We start from the raw sequence: 20,117 nt of genomic DNA on the forward strand, positions 1-20,117 counted from the left end.
CCGTTCTCGGGGCGAAAGGGCCCCTCTCAACAGGAGTGACCACCATGTCGTTACTGGCCCTGTCTGATGAAGCCCTTCAACAGCTCTTGCGTGACGAGGCCCCTTATGGGGACCTCAGCACCATGAGCCTCGGGCTCGGCGATCAACCGGGCAGTGTGACGCTGGCGGCCAAGCAGCCCATGACCGTGTGTGGCTGCGAAGAGGCCGCGCGCCTGTTCGAACTCTGTGGGGCCAAGGCCCATGTGCTGTCACCGTCAGGACGCCATGTGCCTGCCGGCACGCAATTGCTGGGTGCCCATGGCCCGGCCTCCACCTTGCTGCGCGTGTGGCCGCTGGCGCGTACCCTCATCGCCGACACGAGCGGTTTGGCCAGCGAAGTGGCGCGCATCGTCACCGAATTGCGAGCGGCGGGACACACGCTGCCGCTGGCCTGCACCGCACAAGTCTTTCCTGGCACCCGTGCGCTCATGGCCAAGGCCGTCCACAGCGGGGGCGGGACCATGTACCGGCTCAACCTGTCGGACAGTCTGGTGCTGACTCCGGCTCAGCGGGTGTTCATGGATGCGACCCTCGACGATACCGTGGGCCGCTTGCGCAAACACCATCCCGAGCGCCGACTGGTGGCCGAAGTCGGGTCGTTGCAGGAAGCGCTGGCCATGGCCTCGGCGGGCGCCGAGGTGCTGGAATTGCAAGGCATGCCACCGGATGCCGTGCGCACCTGCCGCCTGGCCCTGCACACGGCCAAACTGCATCCGATGCTGGTGGTGTCTGGTGAGGTCACGGCCGCCAACGCGGTAGCCTATGCCATCGCGGGTGCCGAGATGTTGGTGAGTTCGGCTTTGCCTCATGCCGTACCTCGTGAGATCGAGGTACGCTTCTCGCGCGACGCCTGAAGCGCGTCAGTACGCCACGCTGAAGCGCTGCCCCTGATAGCTGAACACGGCAGACTTCAGGCGGATTTCATCGAGGCTCAAGCCGGACATGGGCTGATCGCCTTCGTGGAAGACGCCGCCATTGATGATCAACATGCGCTTGCTGGGCACATCCGAATACATTGCCCCGCCAAACACCATATTGGGCAGGGTGCGACGCACCTCCTCAGGCAGTTCGTTCAAACGCAGGATGGGCGTGCCGGTCGTCGCGGGTGTCGTGCTCTTTGGTGTGCTCGATGGGCGTGAAGCCACGGGCTGCTGAGGTGGGCTTTGCTTGACGCTGTCGGTGGCGAGGGGCTGTGACGCCTGTGCCTGCGGTGGTGCTGACATCGGTTGCGACGCCGGAGGCTGCATGGGCGGCGTCATCATCATGGGGGGCGGTGATGATGGTGGCGCAGGTACAGGTGCAGGCGTAGCCGCAGGCGGTGCAGCATGCTGCCAGAGTTGCCACCCCATCACGCCCAATGCCGCCAATGCCAAGGCGGCAACACCCACAGCCAGGGTGGTCACCGAGAGGGTTTTGGGCAGGGCGTCATCTGCCAGCGGTGTGGCTTCCGTGTGCAGTCCGGGCACAGCAGCGCGTTCACGCTCGGCATCCGCCTTCTTCAGTGCGTCAAGGATGTAGGACATGGCTTACCTCAACGTGGCTGGCGTGGGCAGACGGGGTTCATCAATGCCCGTGAGCCGGTTGATCTGCATGAAGGTGGTACCACCCACCACACCATCGGGCTTCAGGCCTTGTGCGAGTTGAAAGTCCTGCACACGTCCTTGCAGCGCAGCGTCGTACACGATGCGCTCGCTTTGTGATGGTGTGCCCTTGCCGTCGATTTGGCTCATGCGCTGCGCCACCCAATCCACCACTGGTCCGCTCTGGCCCAGCAAGACCTTGCTGCGATAGCTTTCGGGCGCCTTCCACAGGGTCACGAAATCTCCACGCCACACGTTGGCCAATGTGCCGAGTGCGACGCGCAGGCGCTGTTCACCCAGTTGCAACACGGCAAATTGATCGTCCAGCGCCACCAGCACGCCATACAGCGTTGGTGTGCGATCCCCATGCAGCATCAGCATGACCGGGCGTTCGAGCTGGCGAACCAGCGGCAAACCACCGCTATTGCGGAAGCAAAAGAGTTGTTGGCGTGTGGCCGCCTGACAAGCATCGCCTTTGCCCAATGCGGCTTGCCATTGCTTGGCCAAGGTTGTCACGGCCTGGTCTTCGTTGTGCCATGCGGCGGCCAGAACCTCTTCTGCAGTCGCCAGGGGCAACGCGGCGTTGGTGGGGGTGCTGGTCGCTGCCGCAACCAACGGTGGGGCAGAGGGGGGCACCATGGCCGCACTGGCCGCGATGGTGGATGCGGAAGTTGCCATGGCAGGGGGTGGGCTGCTTGCTGGCACCTTTGGCTGCGGCTGTTTGGCAAGTCGCTCGGCTTGTCTTTGGTACAGCACAGCGGCCAGGCCCACCATGACCACGCCAGCCAGCACGGCTGAGCCCATGGCCAGCCAAGGGCGATAGGGCGGTAGCCCTGCGACGGGGGCTTGTAGGGGGAGAACGCTCCCATGACCAGGCTTGGTCGGTGGGGGGAAGACCTCGGCAGCCGCTTTGTCCACGATGGCGCGGTCTACCTTCGTTCGGCCCTCGGCGTAGGCGCCCAACAAGGCCCGGTCACAGAGCAGGTTGATGCGGCGCGGCACGCCCCGGGTGATTTGATGAATGCGCCGAATGGCCTTGGGCTCGAACAGGCTGCCCTTTTTCAGCCCCGCCACCGTCAAGCGGTGCACGATGTACTGCGCCGTTTCCTTCTCGGACATGGCGGCCAGATGGAAGCGCGCAATCACGCGCTGCGCCAGTTGTTCCATGTCCGCGCGACCCAGCATGTCACGCAACTCAGGCTGACCAATCAGAATGATCTGCAGCAGCTTGCGCTCATTGGTTTCCAGATTGGTCATCAGGCGCAACTGCTCCAGCACTTCGGCCGAGAGGTTCTGCGCTTCGTCGATGATCAGGACGTTGTTCTGCCCCACCGCGTGGGTCTTGAGCAGGTACTCATTGAGCGGATCAATGTATTCCTTGACGGTGGCAGGACTGTTGCCCTCGTGTTTCAACGGAATATGGAACTCGTCGCACACGCTTTGCAGCAACTCCGGCACCGTCATCTTCGGATTGAAGATGTAGGCCACGTTGCAGCGGCGGGGAATTTGCTCCAGCAGGCATCGGCAGATCGTGGTCTTGCCCGCGCCAATTTCACCCGTCAGCAGCACGAAACCACCGCCCCCATTGACGCCATACAACAGGTGAGCGAGCGCCTCGCGGTGGCGTTCGCTCATGAACAAATAGCGTGGATCAGGCGCAATCGAAAACGGGGACTGCTTCAGGCCGAAGTAAGACGCGTACATGCCCTGAAGGATACCGTCGCTTGTGCCTGGTTCTGCGCCGCACTTCATGCACAATCGAAAGGAGTCATGTCGATCCCCTCATCGTTTTCCCCAGATCATCCCGAGAAGTCGGTCGAGAAGCCCGCTGGGTTCCGGCCGGCCACCTACGTGGTGGACACCAATGTCATCCTGGTGGCCAATGGCCAGCATCCCGGGGTGACGACAGCCTGCGTGACCGCGTGTCAGCAGTGGTTGACCTGGGTGATGGCCGAGGGGCGCATTGCCCTGGACAGCGACTTCGCCATCGTTCGAGAGTACCAGCACAAGACCCATGCCAGCGATGGTCAGGGCTTGGGCGATGCCTTTTTGCGCTGGGTGCTGCATCACCTCGATGACAGCGCACGCTGTGACCTGGTGCCCTTGGTGCCGGATGAGGCTCGTGGCTACACCGCCTTTCCGCCGGACGCGCATCTGGCGGCGTTTGACCGGTCTGACCGCAAGTTTGTGGCCGTGGCCCGCACCCACCCCGAGCGACCCACCATCTTGCAGGCGGCGGATTCAAAATGGCTGGATTGGTCGCCCTATCTGGCCGAGCATGAGGTGAGCATCCGGTTTCTGTGCTCGCCCGAACTGCATCTCTTTCATCGGCACAAGTTCGGTGTCTGACGTTTTCTCATTGCCCATGCACACACACGATTTTTTCCGTTTTCCGCACACGCCGCACATTGCCTGGTTGTCCAAGGGCACGCCGCGTGACGACAAGGTGCTGGCCCCGAGCGAGGCCGAGGCCTTGCTGCAACATGCGGTGGTGGTCGAAGAAAAGCTCGACGGCGCCAACATGGGCATCTCGTTTTCGAGCGAGGCGGTGCTGCACGTGCAAAACCGCGGGCAGTATCTCAACAAGCCCTACGGCGGACAGTTTGCGCGCCTCGACGAGTGGTTGGCCATTCGGGAAGGCGATCTGTTTGATGCCTTGGGCGATCAGCTCATTTTGTTTGGCGAGTGGTGTGCCGCCCAGCACTCGCTGGACTACGACGGCTTGCCCGACTGGTACATGGCTTTTGACGTGTACGACCGGCAGGCCCAGAAGTTTTGGAGCACGCGGCGCCGCCATGAATTGGCCGTCAAGCTGGGCTTGCGAGAAGTGCCGCGGGTCAGCCAGGGGCAGACCAGTTTGTCGGAGCTGACTCAATGGGTGGAGGCCCACCGCAGCCACTACCGTGATGGGCACCTGGAAGGCGTGGTCATCCGCTACGAAGACGACGACTGGTTGCTGCAGCGGGCCAAGCTCGTTCGTCCGGACTTCGTGCAGGCCATTGAAGAGCACTGGCGCAACCGTGCGATCCAGTGGAATCGCGTCGTCTGGACCGACGACGGCGAAGCGTAAGCCGAATCAGGGCTGGCTGAGCCAACGTTGAGCCAGCCGCACCCACAGTGTCGCCGCAAACGGAATCAGGCTGTCGTTGAAATCGTAGCTGGGGTTGTGCAGGGTGCACGGCCCCAAGCCATGGCCACCTTCGCGATGGGTGCCATCGCCATTGCCGATCACGAAGTAGGTGCCCGGCTTTTCTTGCAGGTAGTAGCTGAAGTCTTCTGCGCCCATCGTGGGCTCGAACTCCTGCACGCGGTCGGCGCCGAGCATGTCTACCATCACCTGACGCACGAACGCTGTCTCGTCCGGATGGTTGATCGTGGCCGGGTAGTTGCGCATGAACTCGAACTCGGCCGTGGCGCCAAAGGCCGTGCACAGGTGCTCGGTGAGCTCACGCATGCGGCTTTCGATCAGATCCAGCGTGTCGGTGGTGAAGGTGCGCACCGTGCCTTGCATCGTGACCGATTCGGGCACCACATTGGTGGCTTCGCCCGCCTGGATCATCGTCACCGAGATGACGCCGGTTTCAGACGGGCGCATGTTGCGCGTCAGGATGGTCTGGAAGGACTGCACCAGCTGACACGCGATGGGCACGGGGTCGATGCCCAGGTGGGGCATGGCGCCATGGCAGCCTTTGCCCTTGATCGTGATCACAAATTCATTGCTGGACGCAAACACGGGGCCCGGCTTCACGGCCACATGCCCTGCGGGAATGCCAGGCCAGTTGTGCAGGCCAAAAATGGCATCCATCGGGAAGCGATCAAACAGGCCGTCGCGCATCATTTCGCGTGCGCCGCCGCCGCCTTCTTCGGCGGGTTGGAACACCAGGACGACGCGGCCATCGAAATCACGCGTGGCCGCCAAGTGTTGGGCGGCTGCCAGCAAGATGGCCGTGTGACCATCGTGACCGCAGGCGTGCATGCGGCCCGCATGGCGGCTGGCGTGCGCAAAGGTGTTGTGCTCGGTCATGGGCAGGGCGTCCATGTCGGCACGCAAACCCACCGAACGCGGCCCTGGGCGCCCCTGAATCACCCCCACCACGCCGGTTTTGCCCAGCCCGCGGTGCACCTCGACCCCCCACGATTGCAGGGTGCGCGCCACCATGTCCGAGGTGCGGACTTCTTCAAAACACAACTCGGGGTGGGCGTGCAGGTCTCGCCGCAATGCCCGCATGGCATCGGCCTGTTCGAGGATGTCCGGCAAAACAGTGTCGGGCGAAACAGGGTGGACAGACGTCATGTTCAAAGCAGTGCGACTGCGGGTCGCATGTTGCGAGGTTGGTCATCTTACCCGTCTGCTCCCTTATAGTTGCGCCCGTCATAGCAAACCCTGATTGAGTACGAGGAAACCGACATGAGCGACGTGCAATTCCAGCAATCCCACAGTCTCGGCCTGGACAAGGCACGTGAATTGGCCCAGCGCTGGGTCGAAGGCGCAGGCGCCAAGATGGGCCTGACCTGCAAGACCGAGCAAGGCGCCGACAAGGATGTCGTGAGCTTCGAACGTTCGGGCGTCAACGGCACCATGGTCGTGACCGGTGAGAGCTTCAACGTCGACATCAAGCTCGGCCTGATGATGAAGGCCTTCAAGCCCATGATCGAAGCTGAAATCACCAAGAGCTTCACCCGCATGATCGAAAAGGCCTCCGGCGGCGAGGCCTGATTGGCGGACGTGCTGTGAGGTGCGGGGCAGGGGCCTAAAATCGGCCCCTCAATGAGCGCCGTCACCTTTCAGCACGTATCCAAGACTTTCTCTTCCGGCGGGCGCACCGTGCGCGCCCTCAACGATGTCAGTTTCGACATTGCGGAAGGGGAGTTCTTTGGTTTGCTGGGCCCCAACGGGGCCGGCAAAACCACCCTCATCAGCATCCTGGCCGGCTTGAGCCGTGCCTCGGGCGGACGTGTGTCCGTGCTCGGGCACGATGTCGTGAGCGAATATGGCGAGTCGCGCCGTGCCCTGGGTGTGGTCCCGCAGGAGCTGGTGTTCGACCCGTTTTTCTCGGTGCGCGAAACTTTGCGCATCCAGAGCGCCTACTTCGGTCTGCGTCACAACGATGACTGGATCGACGAGTTGCTGGCCAATCTGGGTCTGAGCGACAAGGCCGATGCCAACATGCGTCAACTGTCGGGCGGCATGAAGCGTCGCGTGCTGGTGGCGCAGGCCCTGGTGCATCGCCCCCCCGTCATCGTGCTGGACGAGCCCACGGCCGGCGTGGATGTGGAGTTGCGTCAAACGCTGTGGCATTTCATTGCTCGCCTCAACAAGGCCGGGCACACCGTTTTGCTGACCACCCACTATCTGGAAGAAGCCGAAGCGCTGTGTCACCGCATTGGCATGCTCAAAAAAGGTGAGTTGGTGGCGCTGGACCGGACCTCGGCGCTGTTGGCGGGCACCGCGTCGACCATGTTGCGCTTCAAGACGGATGCCAGCTTGCCGGCGGATCTGGCCGCGCATGCCCGCGTGACGGGCCGTATCGTGCAAGTGCCCGCGAAAGACGCGTTGGACGTGGAGCGCATCCTGGCGCGGTTGCGTGAAGCAAACTGCCCGATCGAAGACATGGAGTTGGGCCGCGCAGATCTGGAAGACGTGTTCCTGGCCATCATGCAAGGCAAGCAAGGAGTGGCCGCATGAGCGTGCTCAAGACCCTGGAGGGCGCTCGCCCCCTGTTTTACAAAGAAGTGCTGCGATTCTGGAAAGTGAGTTTCCAGACCGTGGGCGCCCCCATCCTGACCGCCGTGCTGTACTTGCTCATCTTCGGGCACGTGCTCGAAGACCATGTGCACGTGTTCAAGGACGTGAGCTACACCCGCTTCCTCATCCCTGGTTTGGTGATGATGAGCTTGCTGCAAAACGCGTTCGCCAACACCTCGTCGTCGCTCATCCAGAGCAAGATCACCGGCAACATGGTGTTCATTCTGCTGACCCCGCTGTCGCACCGGGCCTGGTTCCTGGCCTATGTGGGCGCCTCGCTGGTGCGGGGGCTGGTGGTGGGCCTGGGCGTGTTGGCGGCCACTGTCTGGTTTGCGTTGCCGGGCTTGGCCGAGCCCTGGTGGGCCGTGATTTTTGCGGTGCTGGGTGGCACCCTGCTGGGCAGTCTCGGGCTGATCGCCGGCCTGTGGGCGGACAAGTTCGACCAGATGGCGGTGTTCCAGAACTTCATCATCGTGCCCATGACCTTCCTGTCGGGCGTGTTCTACTCGGTGCACTCCTTGCCGCCGTTCTGGCACACGGTGTCGCACCTCAATCCGTTTTTCTACCTGATCGACGGATTCCGTCGCGGTTTCTTTGGCGTCAGCGATGTCAGCCCCTGGCTGAGTCTCAGCGTGGTCCTGTCGGCCACGGTGCTGGTGTCTGCCTGGACCTTGCACCTGCTCAAGTCTGGCTACAAGATCCGCAACTGAACACCGCGACGCACCTTATTTCGCTTAGTGAAAGTTTTTGCCATGGCCAATCCCACGCCCGCCGCCATCCAGCAGTACATCGCCGACGGCCTGCATTGCGCCCACCTCGAAGTTGAGGGCGACGGACAGCACTTTTTCGCGACGATTGTCTCGTCCGAGTTCGAAGGCAAGTCCCGGATCCAGCGTCACCAGCGCGTCTACCAAGCCCTGGGCGATAGAATGCGGGCTGAGATTCATGCCCTGTCGATGAAGACCCTGACGCCCGATGAGTGGGCGACGAAGGCCTGATCCGGCATCGCTCGACTTTAGTCATCCCATTTATTCAGGCGCGACCCCGCTGTGGCGGAGGCATCGCGCCCTTTGTGCTTCATGGACAAACTCCTGATTCGCGGTGGTCGCCGTCTGCAAGGCGAAGTGACGATCTCCGGCGCCAAGAATGCTGCCTTGCCCGACCTGTGCGCGACCTTGCTCAGCGCAGAGCCGGTCACGCTCGACAATGTGCCGCAGCTGCAGGACGTGTCGACCACGTTCAAGCTGCTGGCCAACATGGGCGTGGTGGCCCAGCGTGATGCCGCCAATCCGGATCGTGTGACGCTCGACGCCGGGCAGGTCAACAACCCCGAGGCGCCGTACGAACTGGTCAAGACCATGCGTGCGTCCATCCTCGTGCTGGGTCCGCTGTTGGCGCGCTTTGGTCGTGCCCGCGTGTCCTTGCCGGGCGGTTGTGCCATTGGCTCGCGCCCGGTCGACCAGCACATCAAAGGCCTGCAGGCCATGGGTGCGCAGATCACGGTTGAGCACGGCTACATCGAGGCGCGTACGCCCGTTGATGCCAACGGCCAGCCCACGCGCCTGAAGGGCGCCCGCATCACCACCGACATGGTGACGGTGACCGGCACGGAAAACTTCCTGATGGCCGCCGCGCTGGCCGAGGGGGAAACCATCCTCGAGAACGCAGCGCAAGAGCCCGAAATCGTCGATCTGGCCGAGATGCTGATCGCCATGGGCGCCAAGATCGAGGGGCAGGGCACCAGCCGCATTCGCATCCAGGGTGTCGATCGCCTGCACGGCCTGACGCCGGAGCGCGCGCACCAGATCATTCCCGATCGCATCGAAACCGGCACTTTCCTGTGCGCCGTGGGTGCTACCGGTGGCGACGTCTTGCTGCGCAAGGCTTTTGCCGGCCATCTGGATGCAGTGATCGAGAAGCTGCGTGAAGCCGGTGTGCAGATCGAGTCGGGCGACGACTGGATCCGCGTGCGCGCCGATGCCCGTCCGAAGGCGGTCGGCTTCCGTACCCGTGAATATCCGGCTTTCCCAACCGACATGCAGGCCCAGTTCATGGCGCTCAACTGCGTGGCCGACGGCACCGCCATCATTCACGAAACCATTTTTGAAAACCGCTTCATGCACGTCAACGAGCTGATCCGTCTGGGCGCCAAAATCGCCGTCGACGGTCACAGCGCGGTGGTGACCGGCGTGCCGCAACTGTCGGGTGCCACCGTCATGGCCACCGACCTGCGCGCCTCGGCCAGCCTGGTGATTGCCGGTCTGGTGGCCGATGGCGAGACCCTGGTCGATCGCATCTATCACCTCGACCGTGGTTACGACCGCATGGAAGCCAAACTGCGCGGCATTGGCGCAGACATCGAACGCGTCAAGGCCTGAAGCCCATGATCACACTTGCTCTTTCCAAAGGCCGCATCTTTGAAGAAACCTTGCCCTTGCTGGCGGCAGCCGGCATTGAGGTGGCCGAGGATCCCGAAAAGACCCGCAAGCTCATCTTGCCCACCAACCGTCCGGATGTGCGTGTGGTGCTGGTGCGCGCCACCGACGTGCCCACCTACGTGGAATACGGCGGCGCTGACATTGGCGTGGCCGGCAAGGACGTGCTGATCGAGCATGGCGGTGAAAACCTGTACCAGCCGCTGGACCTGAACATCGCCAAGTGCCACATGAGTGTGGCCGTGCGTTCGGACTTCGACTATGCCGCGGCGGTCAAACAAGGTTCGCGCATTCGTGTGGCCACGAAGTACACGACGATTGCCCGTGAGCACTTTGCCAACAAGGGCGTGCACGTGGACCTGATCAAGCTGTATGGCTCGATGGAACTGGCCCCGCTGACCGGTCTGGCCGATGCCATCGTGGATCTGGTTTCCACCGGCAACACCTTGCGCGCCAACCATCTGGTCGAGGTCGAGCAGATCATGCACATCAGCTCGCGCCTGGTGGTCAACCAGGCCTCGCTCAAGCTCAAGCGCGAGCCCATCCGTGCGCTGATCCAGGCGTTCGAGTCCGCCATTCCTGCCTGATCTATGACGCTGATCGCGAGAACCCATCGCGGTCACGTCCCCTTTGCCCCTGATTTCTGAGATCCTTGGCACCATGACAGTCCAGATCCGCCACCTCGCCACCTCCCAGTCCGATTTCGATGCCGCCTTCAAGCAGGTGCTGCATTGGTCGGCCGAGACCGATTCGGCCATCGAAGACCGCGTGGCGGCCATCCTGGCCGATGTGCGCACACGTGGTGACGCCGCTGTGCTCGACTACACCGCCCGTTTTGATCGCCTGGATGTGGCCGACATGTCCGCGCTGGAGTTGGGCCAGGCTGAACTCAAGGCCGCTTTCGACAGCCTGCCCGCCGTGCAGCGCGAGGCGCTGGAAAGCGCCGCGGCCCGCGTGCGCAGCTACCACGAGCGCCAGAAGCAGGCCTGCGGTCTGAGCTGGTCGTACCGCGATGAAGACGGCACCCTGCTGGGCCAAAAGGTCACGCCGCTGGACCGCGTCGGCATCTACGTGCCCGGTGGCAAGGCTGCCTACCCCTCGTCCGTGCTGATGAACGCCATTCCCGCGCACGTCGCCGGTGTGGGTGAAATCATCATGGTCGTGCCCACGCCCGGCGGCGAAAAGAACCCGCTGGTGCTCGCCGCCGCCTACGTGGCCGGTGTGACCCGTGCCTTCACCATCGGTGGCGCGCAGGCGGTGGCCGCTTTGGCCTATGGCACCGCCACCGTGCCCAAGGTGGACAAGATCACTGGCCCTGGCAACGCTTACGTGGCCAGTGCCAAGAAGCACGTGTTCGGCCAAGTGGGCATCGACATGATCGCCGGCCCGTCCGAGATCCTCGTCTTGGCCGATGGCACGACGCCGCCCGACTGGGTTGCCATGGACTTGTTCAGCCAGGCCGAGCACGATGAGCTGGCCCAGAGCATCCTGCTGTGCCCGGACGCCGACTACATCGCCAAGGTGCAGGCCGAAATCGACCGTCTGCTGCCCACCATGCCACGCGCCGAGATCATCCGCGCCTCGCTCGAAGGGCGTGGCGCCCTGATCCTCACGCGCGACATGGCAGAAGCGTGCGAGATCAGCAACCGCATCGCCCCTGAGCACCTGGAGGTCTCCTCCAACGATCCGCACAAGTGGGAGCCGCTACTCAAGCACGCGGGGGCCATCTTCCTGGGTGCGTACACGTCGGAGTCGCTGGGCGACTACTGCGCCGGCCCCAACCACGTCCTGCCCACCTCCGGCACGGCCCGTTTTTCGTCGCCGCTGGGGGTGTACGACTTCCAGAAGCGATCCAGCCTGATCGAGGTCAGCGAGGCCGGTGCGCAAATTTTGGGCAAGACGGCCGCCGTGCTGGCTTATGGCGAGGGACTGCAGGCCCACGCCCAGGCTGCCGAGTTCCGTTTGAAGAAGTAAGAAGCCATGAGTCTGCTCAACGTCTTCCGTCCTGACGTGTTGGCCATGCATGCCTACCACGTGCAGGATGCAGCCGGCTACATCAAGCTGGACGCGATGGAAAACCCCTTTGCCCTGCCGCCTGCACTGCAAGCTCAGTTGGGCGAGCGTCTGGGCCAGGTTGCCCTGAATCGCTACCCTGGACCCCGCATCAATGACCTGCATCAGGCTTTGCGTGCCTACGCCAAGGTGCCAGCCAGTTGCGGCCTGGTGCTGGGCAATGGGTCTGACGAACTGATTTCGCTGTTGTCGGTGGCGTGCGCGCAGCCTGGTGCGGTCGCCCTGGCGCCGCTGCCTGGTTTCGTCATGTACGAAGCCTTTGCCAAGCAAACCGGCATGCGCTTCGTGGGCGTGCCGCTGACCGCCGATTTCGAGCTGGATGTGCCGGCCATGCTGGCGGCCATCCGCGAGCACAAACCCGCACTGACCTACCTGGCTTATCCCAACAACCCCACGGCCAATCTGTGGGATGACGCAGCCATCGAGCAAATCATCGAGGCTGTGGCGGCCAATGGCCAAGGTCTGGTCATCATGGACGAGGCCTATCAGCCGTTTGCGTCCAAGTCCTATCTCGACCGATTGGGTCGCCACCCGCATGTGCTGTTGATGCGCACGCTGTCCAAGTTTGGGCTGGCGGGGGTGCGTCTGGGTTACATGATGGGCCGTGCCGACCTGATCGAACAGGTTGAAAAGGTGCGTCCGCCCTACAACATCAGCGTGCTCAACACCGAGGCGGCCATTTTTGCGCTCGAGCATGCTGACGAGTTTGCCCGCCAGGCCGAGGTGATCAAGTCCGAGCGTGAGCGCCTGCTGGCCTTCCTCGCCACCGTGCCCGGCGCCAAGGCTTATCCCAGCCAGGCCAACATGATTCTGGTGCGTGTGAACGACGCCGCAGGGGCCTTTGCGGCCCTGAAAGCGCGTGGCATCCTGATCAAGAATGTGTCCGGACTGCACCATTTGCTGGCAAACTGCATCCGTCTGACGGTGGGCTTGCCCGCCGAGAATGACGCCTTGATGACGGCCCTGGCCGACATCCTGCGTGAACCTTTGATCTCTCCATCCGCATGAACGCTCCCCAAACGGTGACCCCCGACTGCGCTGAACGCGTCGCTGAAGTCACCCGCAACACCGCTGAAACCCAGATCACGGTTCGTGTGAACCTGGACGGCGTTGGCACGGCCAAGCTGCACACCGGCATCGGTTTCTTTGACCACATGCTGGACCAGATCGCGCGTCACGGTCTGATCGACCTGGACATTCACGCGGTGGGTGACCTCCACATCGACGGACACCACACGGTGGAAGACGTGGGCATCACCCTGGGCCAGGCCTTTGCCAAGGCCGTGGGCGACAAGAAGGGCATTCGCCGCTACGGCCACGCCTATGTGCCGCTGGACGAAGCGCTGTCGCGCGTGGTGATCGACTTCTCCGGTCGCCCCGGTCTGCACATCGACATCCCGTTCACGGCGGGCAGCATCGGTGGCTTCGACACGCAATTGACCTACGAATTCTTCCAAGGCTTCGTCAACCATGCTGGCGTGACCTTGCACATCGACAACCTGAAGGGGGCCAACGCCCACCATCAGTGCGAAACCGTGTTCAAGGCTTTTGCGCGTGCCCTGCGTGGTGCGCTCGAGCGTGACCCCCGCATGGCCGGCATCATCCCGTCCACCAAGGGTTCTCTGTGAACCTGGCCCCTCTGTTGCTAACTTTTTGACTCTCATGAGCCAGACCTCGACAGTGGCCGTCATCGATTACGGCATGGGCAATTTGCGTTCGGTGTCCCAAGCGGTGGAGCATGCCGCCAAGGACCTGAACCTGAAGGTGGTGGTCACCAACGACCCCAAGGTCGTGCAGGCTGCCGAGCGCGTCGTCCTGCCCGGTCAGGGCGCCATGCGTGACTGCATGCGCGAGTTGCGTGAAGCGCACGGTGGCGATCTGTTCGGTGCCGTGCTGGATGCGGCAGCCCACAAGCCCTTGATGGGCGTGTGTGTGGGCATGCAGATGCTGCTCAACCACTCCGAAGAGCAAGACACCCCGGGCCTGGGGCTCATCCCTGGCAAGGTGATCAAGTTCCGCCTGGATGGCCTCAAGCAACCCGATGGCAGCCGATACAAGGTGCCGCAGATGGGGTGGAACCGCGTTCACCAGTCGCGTCACGACGGCGTGTGGGGTGGACAGCCTCATCCCGTGTGGGCGGGCATCCCCGACAACAGTTTTTTCTACTTCGTCCACAGTTACCATGCGGTCGTGGACAATCCCCAGCACAGCGCCGGGGAGACGGAGTACGGTGTTCGCTTTACCTGCGCCGTGGCACGGGATAACATTTTTGCCACGCAGTTCCACCCTGAAAAGAGTGCTGAGCACGGGCTGGCGCTGTACCGCAATTTCCTCCTCTGGAAACCTTAAACTGGCTTCCAGAATCTTTTTTCGATTTTTCCTCACTACCGCACCACAGCCATGCTGCTGATCCCTGCGATTGACCTGAAAGACGGCAAATGCGTTCGCCTGAAGCAAGGCGATATGAACGATTCCACCACCTTCGGCGAGGATCCTGCCGCGATGGCACGCCGTTGGCTGGATGCGGGTGCTCGTCGCCTGCACCTGGTGGACCTCAACGGCGCTTTTGCCGGGCAGCCTGTGAACCAGGCCGCCATCAAGGCCATCCTGAAAGAGGTGGGTGATGAGATCCCCGTCCAGTTGGGCGGCGGCATCCGTGACCTGGACACCATCGAGCGCTACCTCGACGGCGGCCTGAGCTACGTCATCATCGGCACGGCGGCGGTCAAGAACCCCGGCTTCCTGCGTGATGCCTGCACCGCCTTTGGTGGTCACATCATCGTGGGCCTGGATGCCAAGGACGGCAAAGTGGCCACCGACGGTTGGAGCAAGCTCTCCGGCCACGAAGTGGTGGACCTGGCCAAGAAGTTCGAAGACTACGGGGTCGAAGGCGTGATCTACACCGACATCGGCCGCGACGGCATGCTGTCGGGCGTGAACATCGATGCCACGGTCAAGCTGGCGCAAGCCCTGAGCATCCCCGTGATTGCCTCGGGCGGCCTGTCCAACCTGCAAGACATCGAGCGCCTGTGTGCGGTCGAGTCCGAAGGCGTGGAAGGCGTGATCTGCGGTCGTGCCATCTACACCGGCGACCTCGACTTTGCCGCCGGCCAAAAGCGTGCCGACGAACTGAACGGCGGCGTCTGACGTGCTGGCCAAACGCATCATTCCCTGCCTGGATGTGACCGGCGGTCGCGTGGTCAAGGGCGTCAACTTCGTTGAACTGCGTGACGCGGGCGACCCGGTCGAGATCGCGGCACGCTACAACGAACAGGGCGCCGATGAACTGACCTTTCTGGACATCACGGCCACCAGCGATGGCCGTGACCTGATCCTGCACATCATTGAAGCCGTGGCCTCGCAAGTTTTCATCCCCTTGACGGTGGGTGGGGGCGTGCGCACGGTGGAAGACGTTCGTCGCCTGCTCAATGCTGGCGCTGACAAGGTCAGCTTCAACTCGGCGGCCATTTCCAATCCGCAGGTGATCCGTGATGCGTCCGAGCGCTATGGCTCGCAGTGCATCGTCGTGGCCATCGATGCCAAGAAGCGTCAAGGCGACGACCTCGCTGCACGTGGACCGGGTTGGGATGTCTACAGCCACGGCGGGCGCAAGAACGTCGGTCTGGATGCCGTGGCATGGGCCCGGCAGATGGCCGAGCATGGCGCGGGCGAAATCTTGCTGACCAGCATGGACCGTGATGGCACCAAGTCCGGTTTCGATCTGGATTTGACCCGTGCCGTCAGTGATGCCGTGGGCGTGCCTGTGATCGCATCGGGTGGCGTGGGCAACCTCGACCATCTGGCCGATGGTGTGCAGCAAGGCGGTGCCGACGCGGTGCTCGCCGCCAGCATCTTTCACTACGGTGAGTACACCGTGGCCCAGGCCAAGGCCCTCATGGCCCAGCGCGGCATTCCGGTTCGCATCTGAGCTGCCGTGCAACTTGAGCCTCCGAAGCCACCGAAAGGTGGCTTTTTTCACATCTGGCGGCGCCAAACGGCACGCCAAGTGCCCGAAAACCCTAGGGTAGATCAGGTCTAGGCGGGCGGCGGGAGCGAGGCGTAAGCTGAAGCTGTCTTCGGCAACGATTCAAGGAGCGCTTCATGCCCGATAGCTATCGTTTCATGCCTTTGCCTCTGGTGGGGCTGACTCATGCCCCCCAACTTCCTTCGGTGCAGCGTACAGCGCGTCCCCAGGATCCAGCGGTCACCTTGTTCACGGATCTGCATCACAGCGCCTGCGTCGTCGCGGGGCACCATGATGGACTGGACCAGACCCTGCATCTGATGATGCGCGCCGGGGTTCGCATGGTGTTCGTGTCCGGCGCCGATGGTTCGCTCATCGGCATGGTGAGTGCCGAAGACATCCAGGGTGAGCGCCCCGTTCTGCATGCAGCCACACGCCGGGTCTCGCATCATGAACTGACCATTGCTGATGTCATGGTCCCGCTGTCGCAGTGGCCCACGGTGGACATGAGCGTGGTGCGTACCTCTCGTTTGGGAGACATCGCAGCGACCTTGCGCGACCATGGCTTGCGCTATCTGTTGGTCACCCAGCAGAAGAACGGTCAGACAGTGTTGCGCGGCCTGTTCTCTGCACGTCGATTGGAAATGGCGATGAACATCACCATCGAGCCAGGGTTGCACGCACGCACCTTTGCTGAGCTTGAGCACGACTTGGCACATCACTGACGCGCCAAGTCGCTCCGGGGCACGGGTCAGGCAGGGTTGTCGATTTCAATGAACTGGTGCTGTATGCCCAGTTCATTGGCCAGATGGCGACCCAAGGCCTGCACGCCATAGCGTTCGCTGGCATGGTGTCCGCACGCGATGAAGGCCACGCCGGATTCACGTGCGTAATGCGCCTGCGGCTCGGAAATCTCTCCGGTCAAAAAGGCATCGGCTCCGGCGGCGATGGCGGCTTCAAAGTAACTTTGAGCACCACCACTGCACCAGGCAATCCGTTTGAGCGGTCGTCCGTCTCCCTGGACCAGCACTGGGGTACGCTGCATGCGTTCCTGGATGCGCGTGGCCAACCAGTCCACGCGGGTCAAATCTTGCGCAGCGCCGATGAAGCCCAGTGACTGTTCACCAAAGGTCTCATCGGCACTCAAGCCCAGCAAAGCGCCCCACTGTGCGTTGTTGCCCAAGCCCGGGTGGGCATCCAGGGGCAGGTGGTAGGCAATCAGGTTGATGTCATGGCGAATCAGCTGTGCCAGGCGCTGTTTCATCCAACCCGTGACGCGGCCATCCTGGCCACGCCAAAACAGTCCGTGGTGCACCAGAATCGCGTCTGCCCCGGCCGCCACCGCGGCATCAATCAGGGCCAGGCTGGCTGTGACCCCGGTGACAACCTTGCGAATCGTGGTCTTGCCCTCAACTTGTAGACCGTTCGGCCCATAATCCTTGAAGCGCTCAGGTTCCAGCAGCGATTGCAGGTGGCTGAGCAAAGCATCTCTTTCGATCACGGTGAGCCCTTTCTGGCTGGTGATATTCATGCGTCGAATCTGGTTGATTTTCTCGCAGACTGTGACAGTTGCTGTGGCAGTCGTTTTCGTGGTGTCGACTTTCCGCCCTCAGTGGATTCAGTCGATTTCCTGGCGTCAGGCACTGCCTGGTCCGACGGTGGCGGTCGCGCCAACGCCAGCCAGTGGCGCGGCAGCCGGCAAAAGTGGCACGGTGGGTGCGAGCTTCCGCTTGGCTGCACAGCGTGCTGCGCCGACCGTGGTGAGCGTGGTGACCAGTAATGCCGCGGCACGCAACCCGCGTCGTGGTGATCAGTGGTTTCGATATTTTTTTGGTGATCAGGACGGGCAGCCCCAATCGGGTGTCGGCTCAGGGGTCATCGTTTCACCCGAAGGCTATGTGCTGACCAACAACCATGTGGTCGACCGCATGGACGACATCGAGGTGATGCTGACCGACGGGCGCAAAGCACGTGCCAAGGTCATCGGCACCGACCCCGACACCGATTTGGCTGTGCTCAAGATCGATCTGGATCGCTTGCCCGCCATCACCTTTGGCAACTCTGACACCTTGTTGGTGGGCGATGCGGTCCTGGCCATTGGCAATCCGTTCGGGGTGGGGCAGACCGTCACAGCCGGGATCGTCAGCGCCTTGGGGCGTAACCAGCTGGGCATCAACACCTTTGAGAACTTCATCCAGACCGATGCCGCCATCAACCCCGGCAACTCGGGCGGGGCGCTGGTGGATGTGGACGGCAACCTCGTCGGCATCAACAGCGCCATCTATTCCCGTTCCGGCGGCAACATGGGGATCGGCTTCGCCATCCCGGTGTCTACCGCGCGGCAGGTCATGGACAGCCTGATCAAGGATGGACAGGTCACCCGTGGCTGGATCGGCGTGGAGCCCCGTGATCTGACCCCTGAAATTGCAGAAACCTTCAATCTGCCGCTGAAAGAAGGGGTGCTCATCACCGGTGTCTTGCACAACGGCCCCGCAGCGGTGGGCGGCATTCGTCCAGGCGACGTGGTGGTTCAAGTGGCGGACACCAAGGTGGCCAACACCGCCCAATTGTTGAACGCTGTGGCCTTGCTGCGGCCGGGGCAATCGGCCAAGTTGCGCGTGCAACGCGGAGGCGAGGCGCTCAACGTGGATGTGGTGGTGGCCAAGCGTCCGCACATGGCCGTGTCACCTCGCCAAGACAGCGACGAGCAGTGAGTGATCCGTGAGCGGGCTGATCAGCTGGCGCTGTCTTCTGCCGGTGCCTGTGTGTGCTTGACGAACAGTTGCGCGGCCCAAATGCCGGCTTCGTAAAGCAAGCACATCGGGATGGCCAGCGCCAGTTGTGACACCACGTCAGGCGGGGTCACCACGGCGGCAATCACGAAGGCGATGACGATGAAGTAGCTGCGGAATTCGCGCAGCTTTTGCACCGACACCATGCCCATGCGCACGAGGATGACCAAGACCACCGGCACCTCGAAGGCGGCGCCAAACGCGAGGAACATGTTGAGCACGAAGCTCAGGTAGGCCTCGATGTCAGGGGCGGCCGTGATGCTTTTTGGGGCAAACGACTGGATGAAGGTGAACACCTTCCCGAACACGAAGAAGTAGCAAAAGCCCACCCCCAGGAAGAACAGCAAGGTGCTGGAGATGATCAGTGGCAGTACCAGCTTCTTTTCGTGGTTGTACAGACCTGGTGCGACAAAAGCCCAGATCTGATACAGCACGGCGGGCAGAGCCAGCATGAAGGCGGCCAGCATGGTGACCTTGATGGGCACCATGAACGGCGAAATCGGGTTGGTGGCGATCAGCGTGGCGCCCTTGGGCAGATGTTGTACCAGTGGCAAAGCCAGCAGGTCATACAGACCAGACGGCGATGGGTAGATGGCCAGCGCAATGAAGGCCACGCCAATCGCCATCAAGGCACGCACCAGCCGATCGCGCAGTTCGATCAGATGGGAGACAAAAGGCTGCTCGGTGCCGTCGAGCTCATCAGGGCGTGGGTTGTCGCTCACAGGAATCAGTCAATGCTTGAGTGCTTCACCGCGAACGCGGCCGGAAGCGTGCCACGCGCGCGGCACCCGACTGGATGTGTCGGCGCACGCCATGGCGTTGTTTGTACCAAAGCGGCGTCGCACCTCGCTTGAGCCGCCAATTCTTGCGGACGCGCTTGCCGTCATCTGTGTAAGGCAGATCAGGCAGGTCGTTGTAGTAACCCGGGCCGCTCGTGGTCTGGTGCTGTTCGCCCAAGGCCTGGGCAGCCTCTTTCAGGCCGTCGGACACCGACGCATTGATGTCCCGTGCCGCGTTCTCCATGCCCGTTTTCATCTTTTTGAGCTCTTCCAGCTCGATGGAACGGTTCACTTCGCTTTGCACCTGTGACACATAGCGCTGGGCCTTGCCGATCAGCAAGCCCACTGTGCGGGCGACGCGGGGCAGCCTTTCCGGACCGATGACGATCAGGGCCACGGCGCCAATGAGGGCGATTTTGTCAATACCAAAGTCGAGCATGCGTCAGATTCCGCCAAGCGGAGAGGGCGAGGGGGCTCAGGACTTGGTCTTGGTGTCGACGTCGACCGTGTTGGCGTCGTTGCGCGTGGCGTTGGTCACTTGCTGCTGAGCGGCGTCAGCCGAAGTGGTGCCGTCACGCATGCCGTCCTTGAAACCCTTGACGGCGGCACCCAGATCGGTGCCAACGTTCTTGAGCTTCTTGGTGCCAAACACCAGAACCACGATGACCAGAACAATCAGCCAGTGCCAAATGCTGAACGAACCCATGAT

Annotated in this window: 23 protein-coding genes and 2 pseudogenes; 17 read left to right on the forward strand and 8 right to left on the reverse strand. The window is 62.5% G+C overall.

Annotation, left to right across the window (positions count from 1 at the left end; all coding sequences use genetic code 11):
• Positions 1 to 44 precede the first annotated feature (44 nt).
• Positions 45 to 893: a ModD protein gene (locus ACMV18_RS07220; RefSeq protein ID WP_374258812.1), complete on the forward strand. Its 849-nt coding sequence runs from the start codon at positions 45 to 47 to the stop codon at positions 891 to 893.
• Positions 894 to 899: 6 nt separating this feature from the next.
• Here the strand turns inward: ACMV18_RS07220 and ACMV18_RS07225 are convergent, their stop codons facing one another.
• Positions 900 to 1,562 (reverse strand): general secretion pathway protein GspB, encoded by a 663-nt coding sequence (locus tag ACMV18_RS07225; protein WP_420817284.1) that lies wholly within the window; start codon positions 1,560 to 1,562, stop codon positions 900 to 902.
• Between the two features lie 3 nt (positions 1,563 to 1,565).
• Complete coding sequence (locus tag ACMV18_RS07230) at positions 1,566 to 3,323, reverse strand: AAA family ATPase (protein WP_420817285.1); 1,758 nt, start codon at positions 3,321 to 3,323, stop codon at positions 1,566 to 1,568.
• Between the two features lie 66 nt (positions 3,324 to 3,389).
• Here ACMV18_RS07230 and ACMV18_RS07235 point away from each other — a divergent pair, with 66 nt between their 5' ends.
• Together ACMV18_RS07235 and ACMV18_RS07240 are read left to right on the forward strand one after the other, a co-directional pair.
• The gene (locus ACMV18_RS07235) at positions 3,390 to 3,968 is read left to right on the forward strand and encodes a hypothetical protein (protein ID WP_420817286.1); all 579 of its coding nucleotides are present in this window, start codon (positions 3,390 to 3,392) and stop codon (positions 3,966 to 3,968) included.
• Between the two features lie 16 nt (positions 3,969 to 3,984).
• Positions 3,985 to 4,689 carry an RNA ligase family protein gene (locus tag ACMV18_RS07240; RefSeq protein ID WP_420817287.1) on the forward strand — a complete coding sequence of 235 codons (705 nt, stop codon included), beginning with the start codon at positions 3,985 to 3,987 and terminating at the stop codon, positions 4,687 to 4,689.
• A 6-nt stretch (positions 4,690 to 4,695) separates the two neighbouring features.
• Here ACMV18_RS07240 and ACMV18_RS07245 read toward each other — a convergent pair whose 3' ends face one another.
• Positions 4,696 to 5,913, reverse strand: a complete 1,218-nt coding sequence (locus tag ACMV18_RS07245; RefSeq protein WP_420817288.1) for a M20 aminoacylase family protein — start codon at positions 5,911 to 5,913, stop codon at positions 4,696 to 4,698.
• 114 nt (positions 5,914 to 6,027) lie between these two features.
• Here ACMV18_RS07245 and ACMV18_RS07250 point away from each other — a divergent pair, with 114 nt between their 5' ends.
• The 13 genes from ACMV18_RS07250 (at position 6,028) to ACMV18_RS07310 (ending at position 16,562) form a co-directional block, all read left to right on the forward strand.
• Complete coding sequence (locus ACMV18_RS07250) at positions 6,028 to 6,336, forward strand: polyhydroxyalkanoic acid system family protein (RefSeq protein ID WP_374258805.1); 309 nt, start codon at positions 6,028 to 6,030, stop codon at positions 6,334 to 6,336.
• Positions 6,337 to 6,387: 51 nt separating this feature from the next.
• A complete protein-coding gene (locus tag ACMV18_RS07255; protein ID WP_420817289.1) occupies positions 6,388 to 7,305 on the forward strand; it encodes an ABC transporter ATP-binding protein in 918 nt (305 codons plus the stop codon).
• Positions 7,302 to 8,075, forward strand: coding sequence for an ABC transporter permease (locus ACMV18_RS07260; RefSeq protein WP_420817290.1), 774 nt, complete (start codon positions 7,302 to 7,304; stop codon positions 8,073 to 8,075). Before ACMV18_RS07255 ends, ACMV18_RS07260 begins: the two co-directional genes overlap by 4 nt.
• A gap of 42 nt (positions 8,076 to 8,117) precedes the next feature.
• Entirely contained in the window at positions 8,118 to 8,363 is a 246-nt protein-coding gene (locus tag ACMV18_RS07265) for a BolA family protein (protein WP_374259311.1), read from the forward strand.
• 81 nt (positions 8,364 to 8,444) lie between these two features.
• Positions 8,445 to 9,743: a UDP-N-acetylglucosamine 1-carboxyvinyltransferase gene (gene murA / locus ACMV18_RS07270; RefSeq protein ID WP_420817291.1), complete on the forward strand. Its 1,299-nt coding sequence runs from the start codon at positions 8,445 to 8,447 to the stop codon at positions 9,741 to 9,743.
• Positions 9,744 to 9,748: 5 nt separating this feature from the next.
• Positions 9,749 to 10,387, forward strand: a complete 639-nt coding sequence (gene hisG, locus ACMV18_RS07275; protein ID WP_420817292.1) for an ATP phosphoribosyltransferase — start codon at positions 9,749 to 9,751, stop codon at positions 10,385 to 10,387.
• A 73-nt stretch (positions 10,388 to 10,460) separates the two neighbouring features.
• Entirely contained in the window at positions 10,461 to 11,774 is a 1,314-nt protein-coding gene (hisD, locus tag ACMV18_RS07280; RefSeq protein ID WP_420817293.1) for a histidinol dehydrogenase, read from the forward strand.
• Between the two features lie 6 nt (positions 11,775 to 11,780).
• Positions 11,781 to 12,881 carry a histidinol-phosphate transaminase gene (gene hisC, locus ACMV18_RS07285; RefSeq protein WP_420817294.1) on the forward strand — a complete coding sequence of 367 codons (1,101 nt, stop codon included), beginning with the start codon at positions 11,781 to 11,783 and terminating at the stop codon, positions 12,879 to 12,881.
• Positions 12,878 to 13,501: an imidazoleglycerol-phosphate dehydratase HisB gene (gene hisB / locus ACMV18_RS07290; RefSeq protein ID WP_374259316.1), complete on the forward strand. Its 624-nt coding sequence runs from the start codon at positions 12,878 to 12,880 to the stop codon at positions 13,499 to 13,501. Before hisC ends, hisB begins: the two co-directional genes overlap by 4 nt.
• A gap of 34 nt (positions 13,502 to 13,535) precedes the next feature.
• Positions 13,536 to 14,222: an imidazole glycerol phosphate synthase subunit HisH gene (gene hisH, locus ACMV18_RS07295; RefSeq protein WP_420817295.1), complete on the forward strand. Its 687-nt coding sequence runs from the start codon at positions 13,536 to 13,538 to the stop codon at positions 14,220 to 14,222.
• 51 nt (positions 14,223 to 14,273) lie between these two features.
• Positions 14,274 to 15,020, forward strand: a complete 747-nt coding sequence (gene hisA, locus ACMV18_RS07300; RefSeq protein WP_420817296.1) for a 1-(5-phosphoribosyl)-5-[(5-phosphoribosylamino)methylideneamino]imidazole-4-carboxamide isomerase — start codon at positions 14,274 to 14,276, stop codon at positions 15,018 to 15,020.
• A gap of 1 nt (position 15,021) precedes the next feature.
• The gene (hisF, locus tag ACMV18_RS07305) at positions 15,022 to 15,801 is read left to right on the forward strand and encodes an imidazole glycerol phosphate synthase subunit HisF (protein ID WP_374259107.1); all 780 of its coding nucleotides are present in this window, start codon (positions 15,022 to 15,024) and stop codon (positions 15,799 to 15,801) included.
• Between the two features lie 173 nt (positions 15,802 to 15,974).
• Entirely contained in the window at positions 15,975 to 16,562 is a 588-nt protein-coding gene (locus tag ACMV18_RS07310) for a CBS domain-containing protein (RefSeq protein ID WP_420817297.1), read from the forward strand.
• Between the two features lie 26 nt (positions 16,563 to 16,588).
• Here ACMV18_RS07310 and ACMV18_RS07315 read toward each other — a convergent pair whose 3' ends face one another.
• The gene (locus ACMV18_RS07315) at positions 16,589 to 17,368 is read right to left on the reverse strand and encodes a Nif3-like dinuclear metal center hexameric protein (RefSeq protein ID WP_420817298.1); all 780 of its coding nucleotides are present in this window, start codon (positions 17,366 to 17,368) and stop codon (positions 16,589 to 16,591) included.
• On the opposite strand from ACMV18_RS07315, the gene ACMV18_RS07320 reads away from it, so the two are divergent.
• Positions 17,367 to 18,551 (forward strand): S1C family serine protease, encoded by a 1,185-nt coding sequence (locus ACMV18_RS07320; protein ID WP_374259104.1) that lies wholly within the window; start codon positions 17,367 to 17,369, stop codon positions 18,549 to 18,551. The genes ACMV18_RS07315 and ACMV18_RS07320 overlap by 2 nt on opposite strands.
• A 20-nt stretch (positions 18,552 to 18,571) precedes the next feature.
• On the opposite strand, the gene tatC is transcribed toward ACMV18_RS07320, so the two are convergent.
• From tatC to tatA, 4 genes and pseudogenes are all read right to left on the reverse strand, one after another.
• A complete protein-coding gene (gene tatC / locus ACMV18_RS07325) occupies positions 18,572 to 19,351 on the reverse strand; it encodes a twin-arginine translocase subunit TatC (protein WP_420817299.1) in 780 nt (259 codons plus the stop codon).
• A gap of 25 nt (positions 19,352 to 19,376) precedes the next feature.
• Positions 19,377 to 19,502, reverse strand: a pseudogene (gene tatB, locus ACMV18_RS07330) (twin-arginine translocase subunit TatB); the annotation flags it as partial.
• A gap of 98 nt (positions 19,503 to 19,600) precedes the next feature.
• Positions 19,601 to 19,847, reverse strand: a pseudogene (tatB, locus tag ACMV18_RS07335) (Sec-independent protein translocase protein TatB); the annotation flags it as partial.
• A gap of 36 nt (positions 19,848 to 19,883) precedes the next feature.
• On the reverse strand, positions 19,884 to 20,114 hold the full coding sequence (gene tatA, locus ACMV18_RS07340; protein ID WP_374259102.1) for a Sec-independent protein translocase subunit TatA: 231 nt from the start codon (positions 20,112 to 20,114) through the stop codon (positions 19,884 to 19,886).
• Positions 20,115 to 20,117 lie beyond the last annotated feature (3 nt).

The sequence above is a fragment of the Aquabacterium sp. genome, from assembly GCF_048860245.1.
Lineage (GTDB): Bacteria > Pseudomonadota > Gammaproteobacteria > Burkholderiales > Burkholderiaceae_C > Aquabacterium.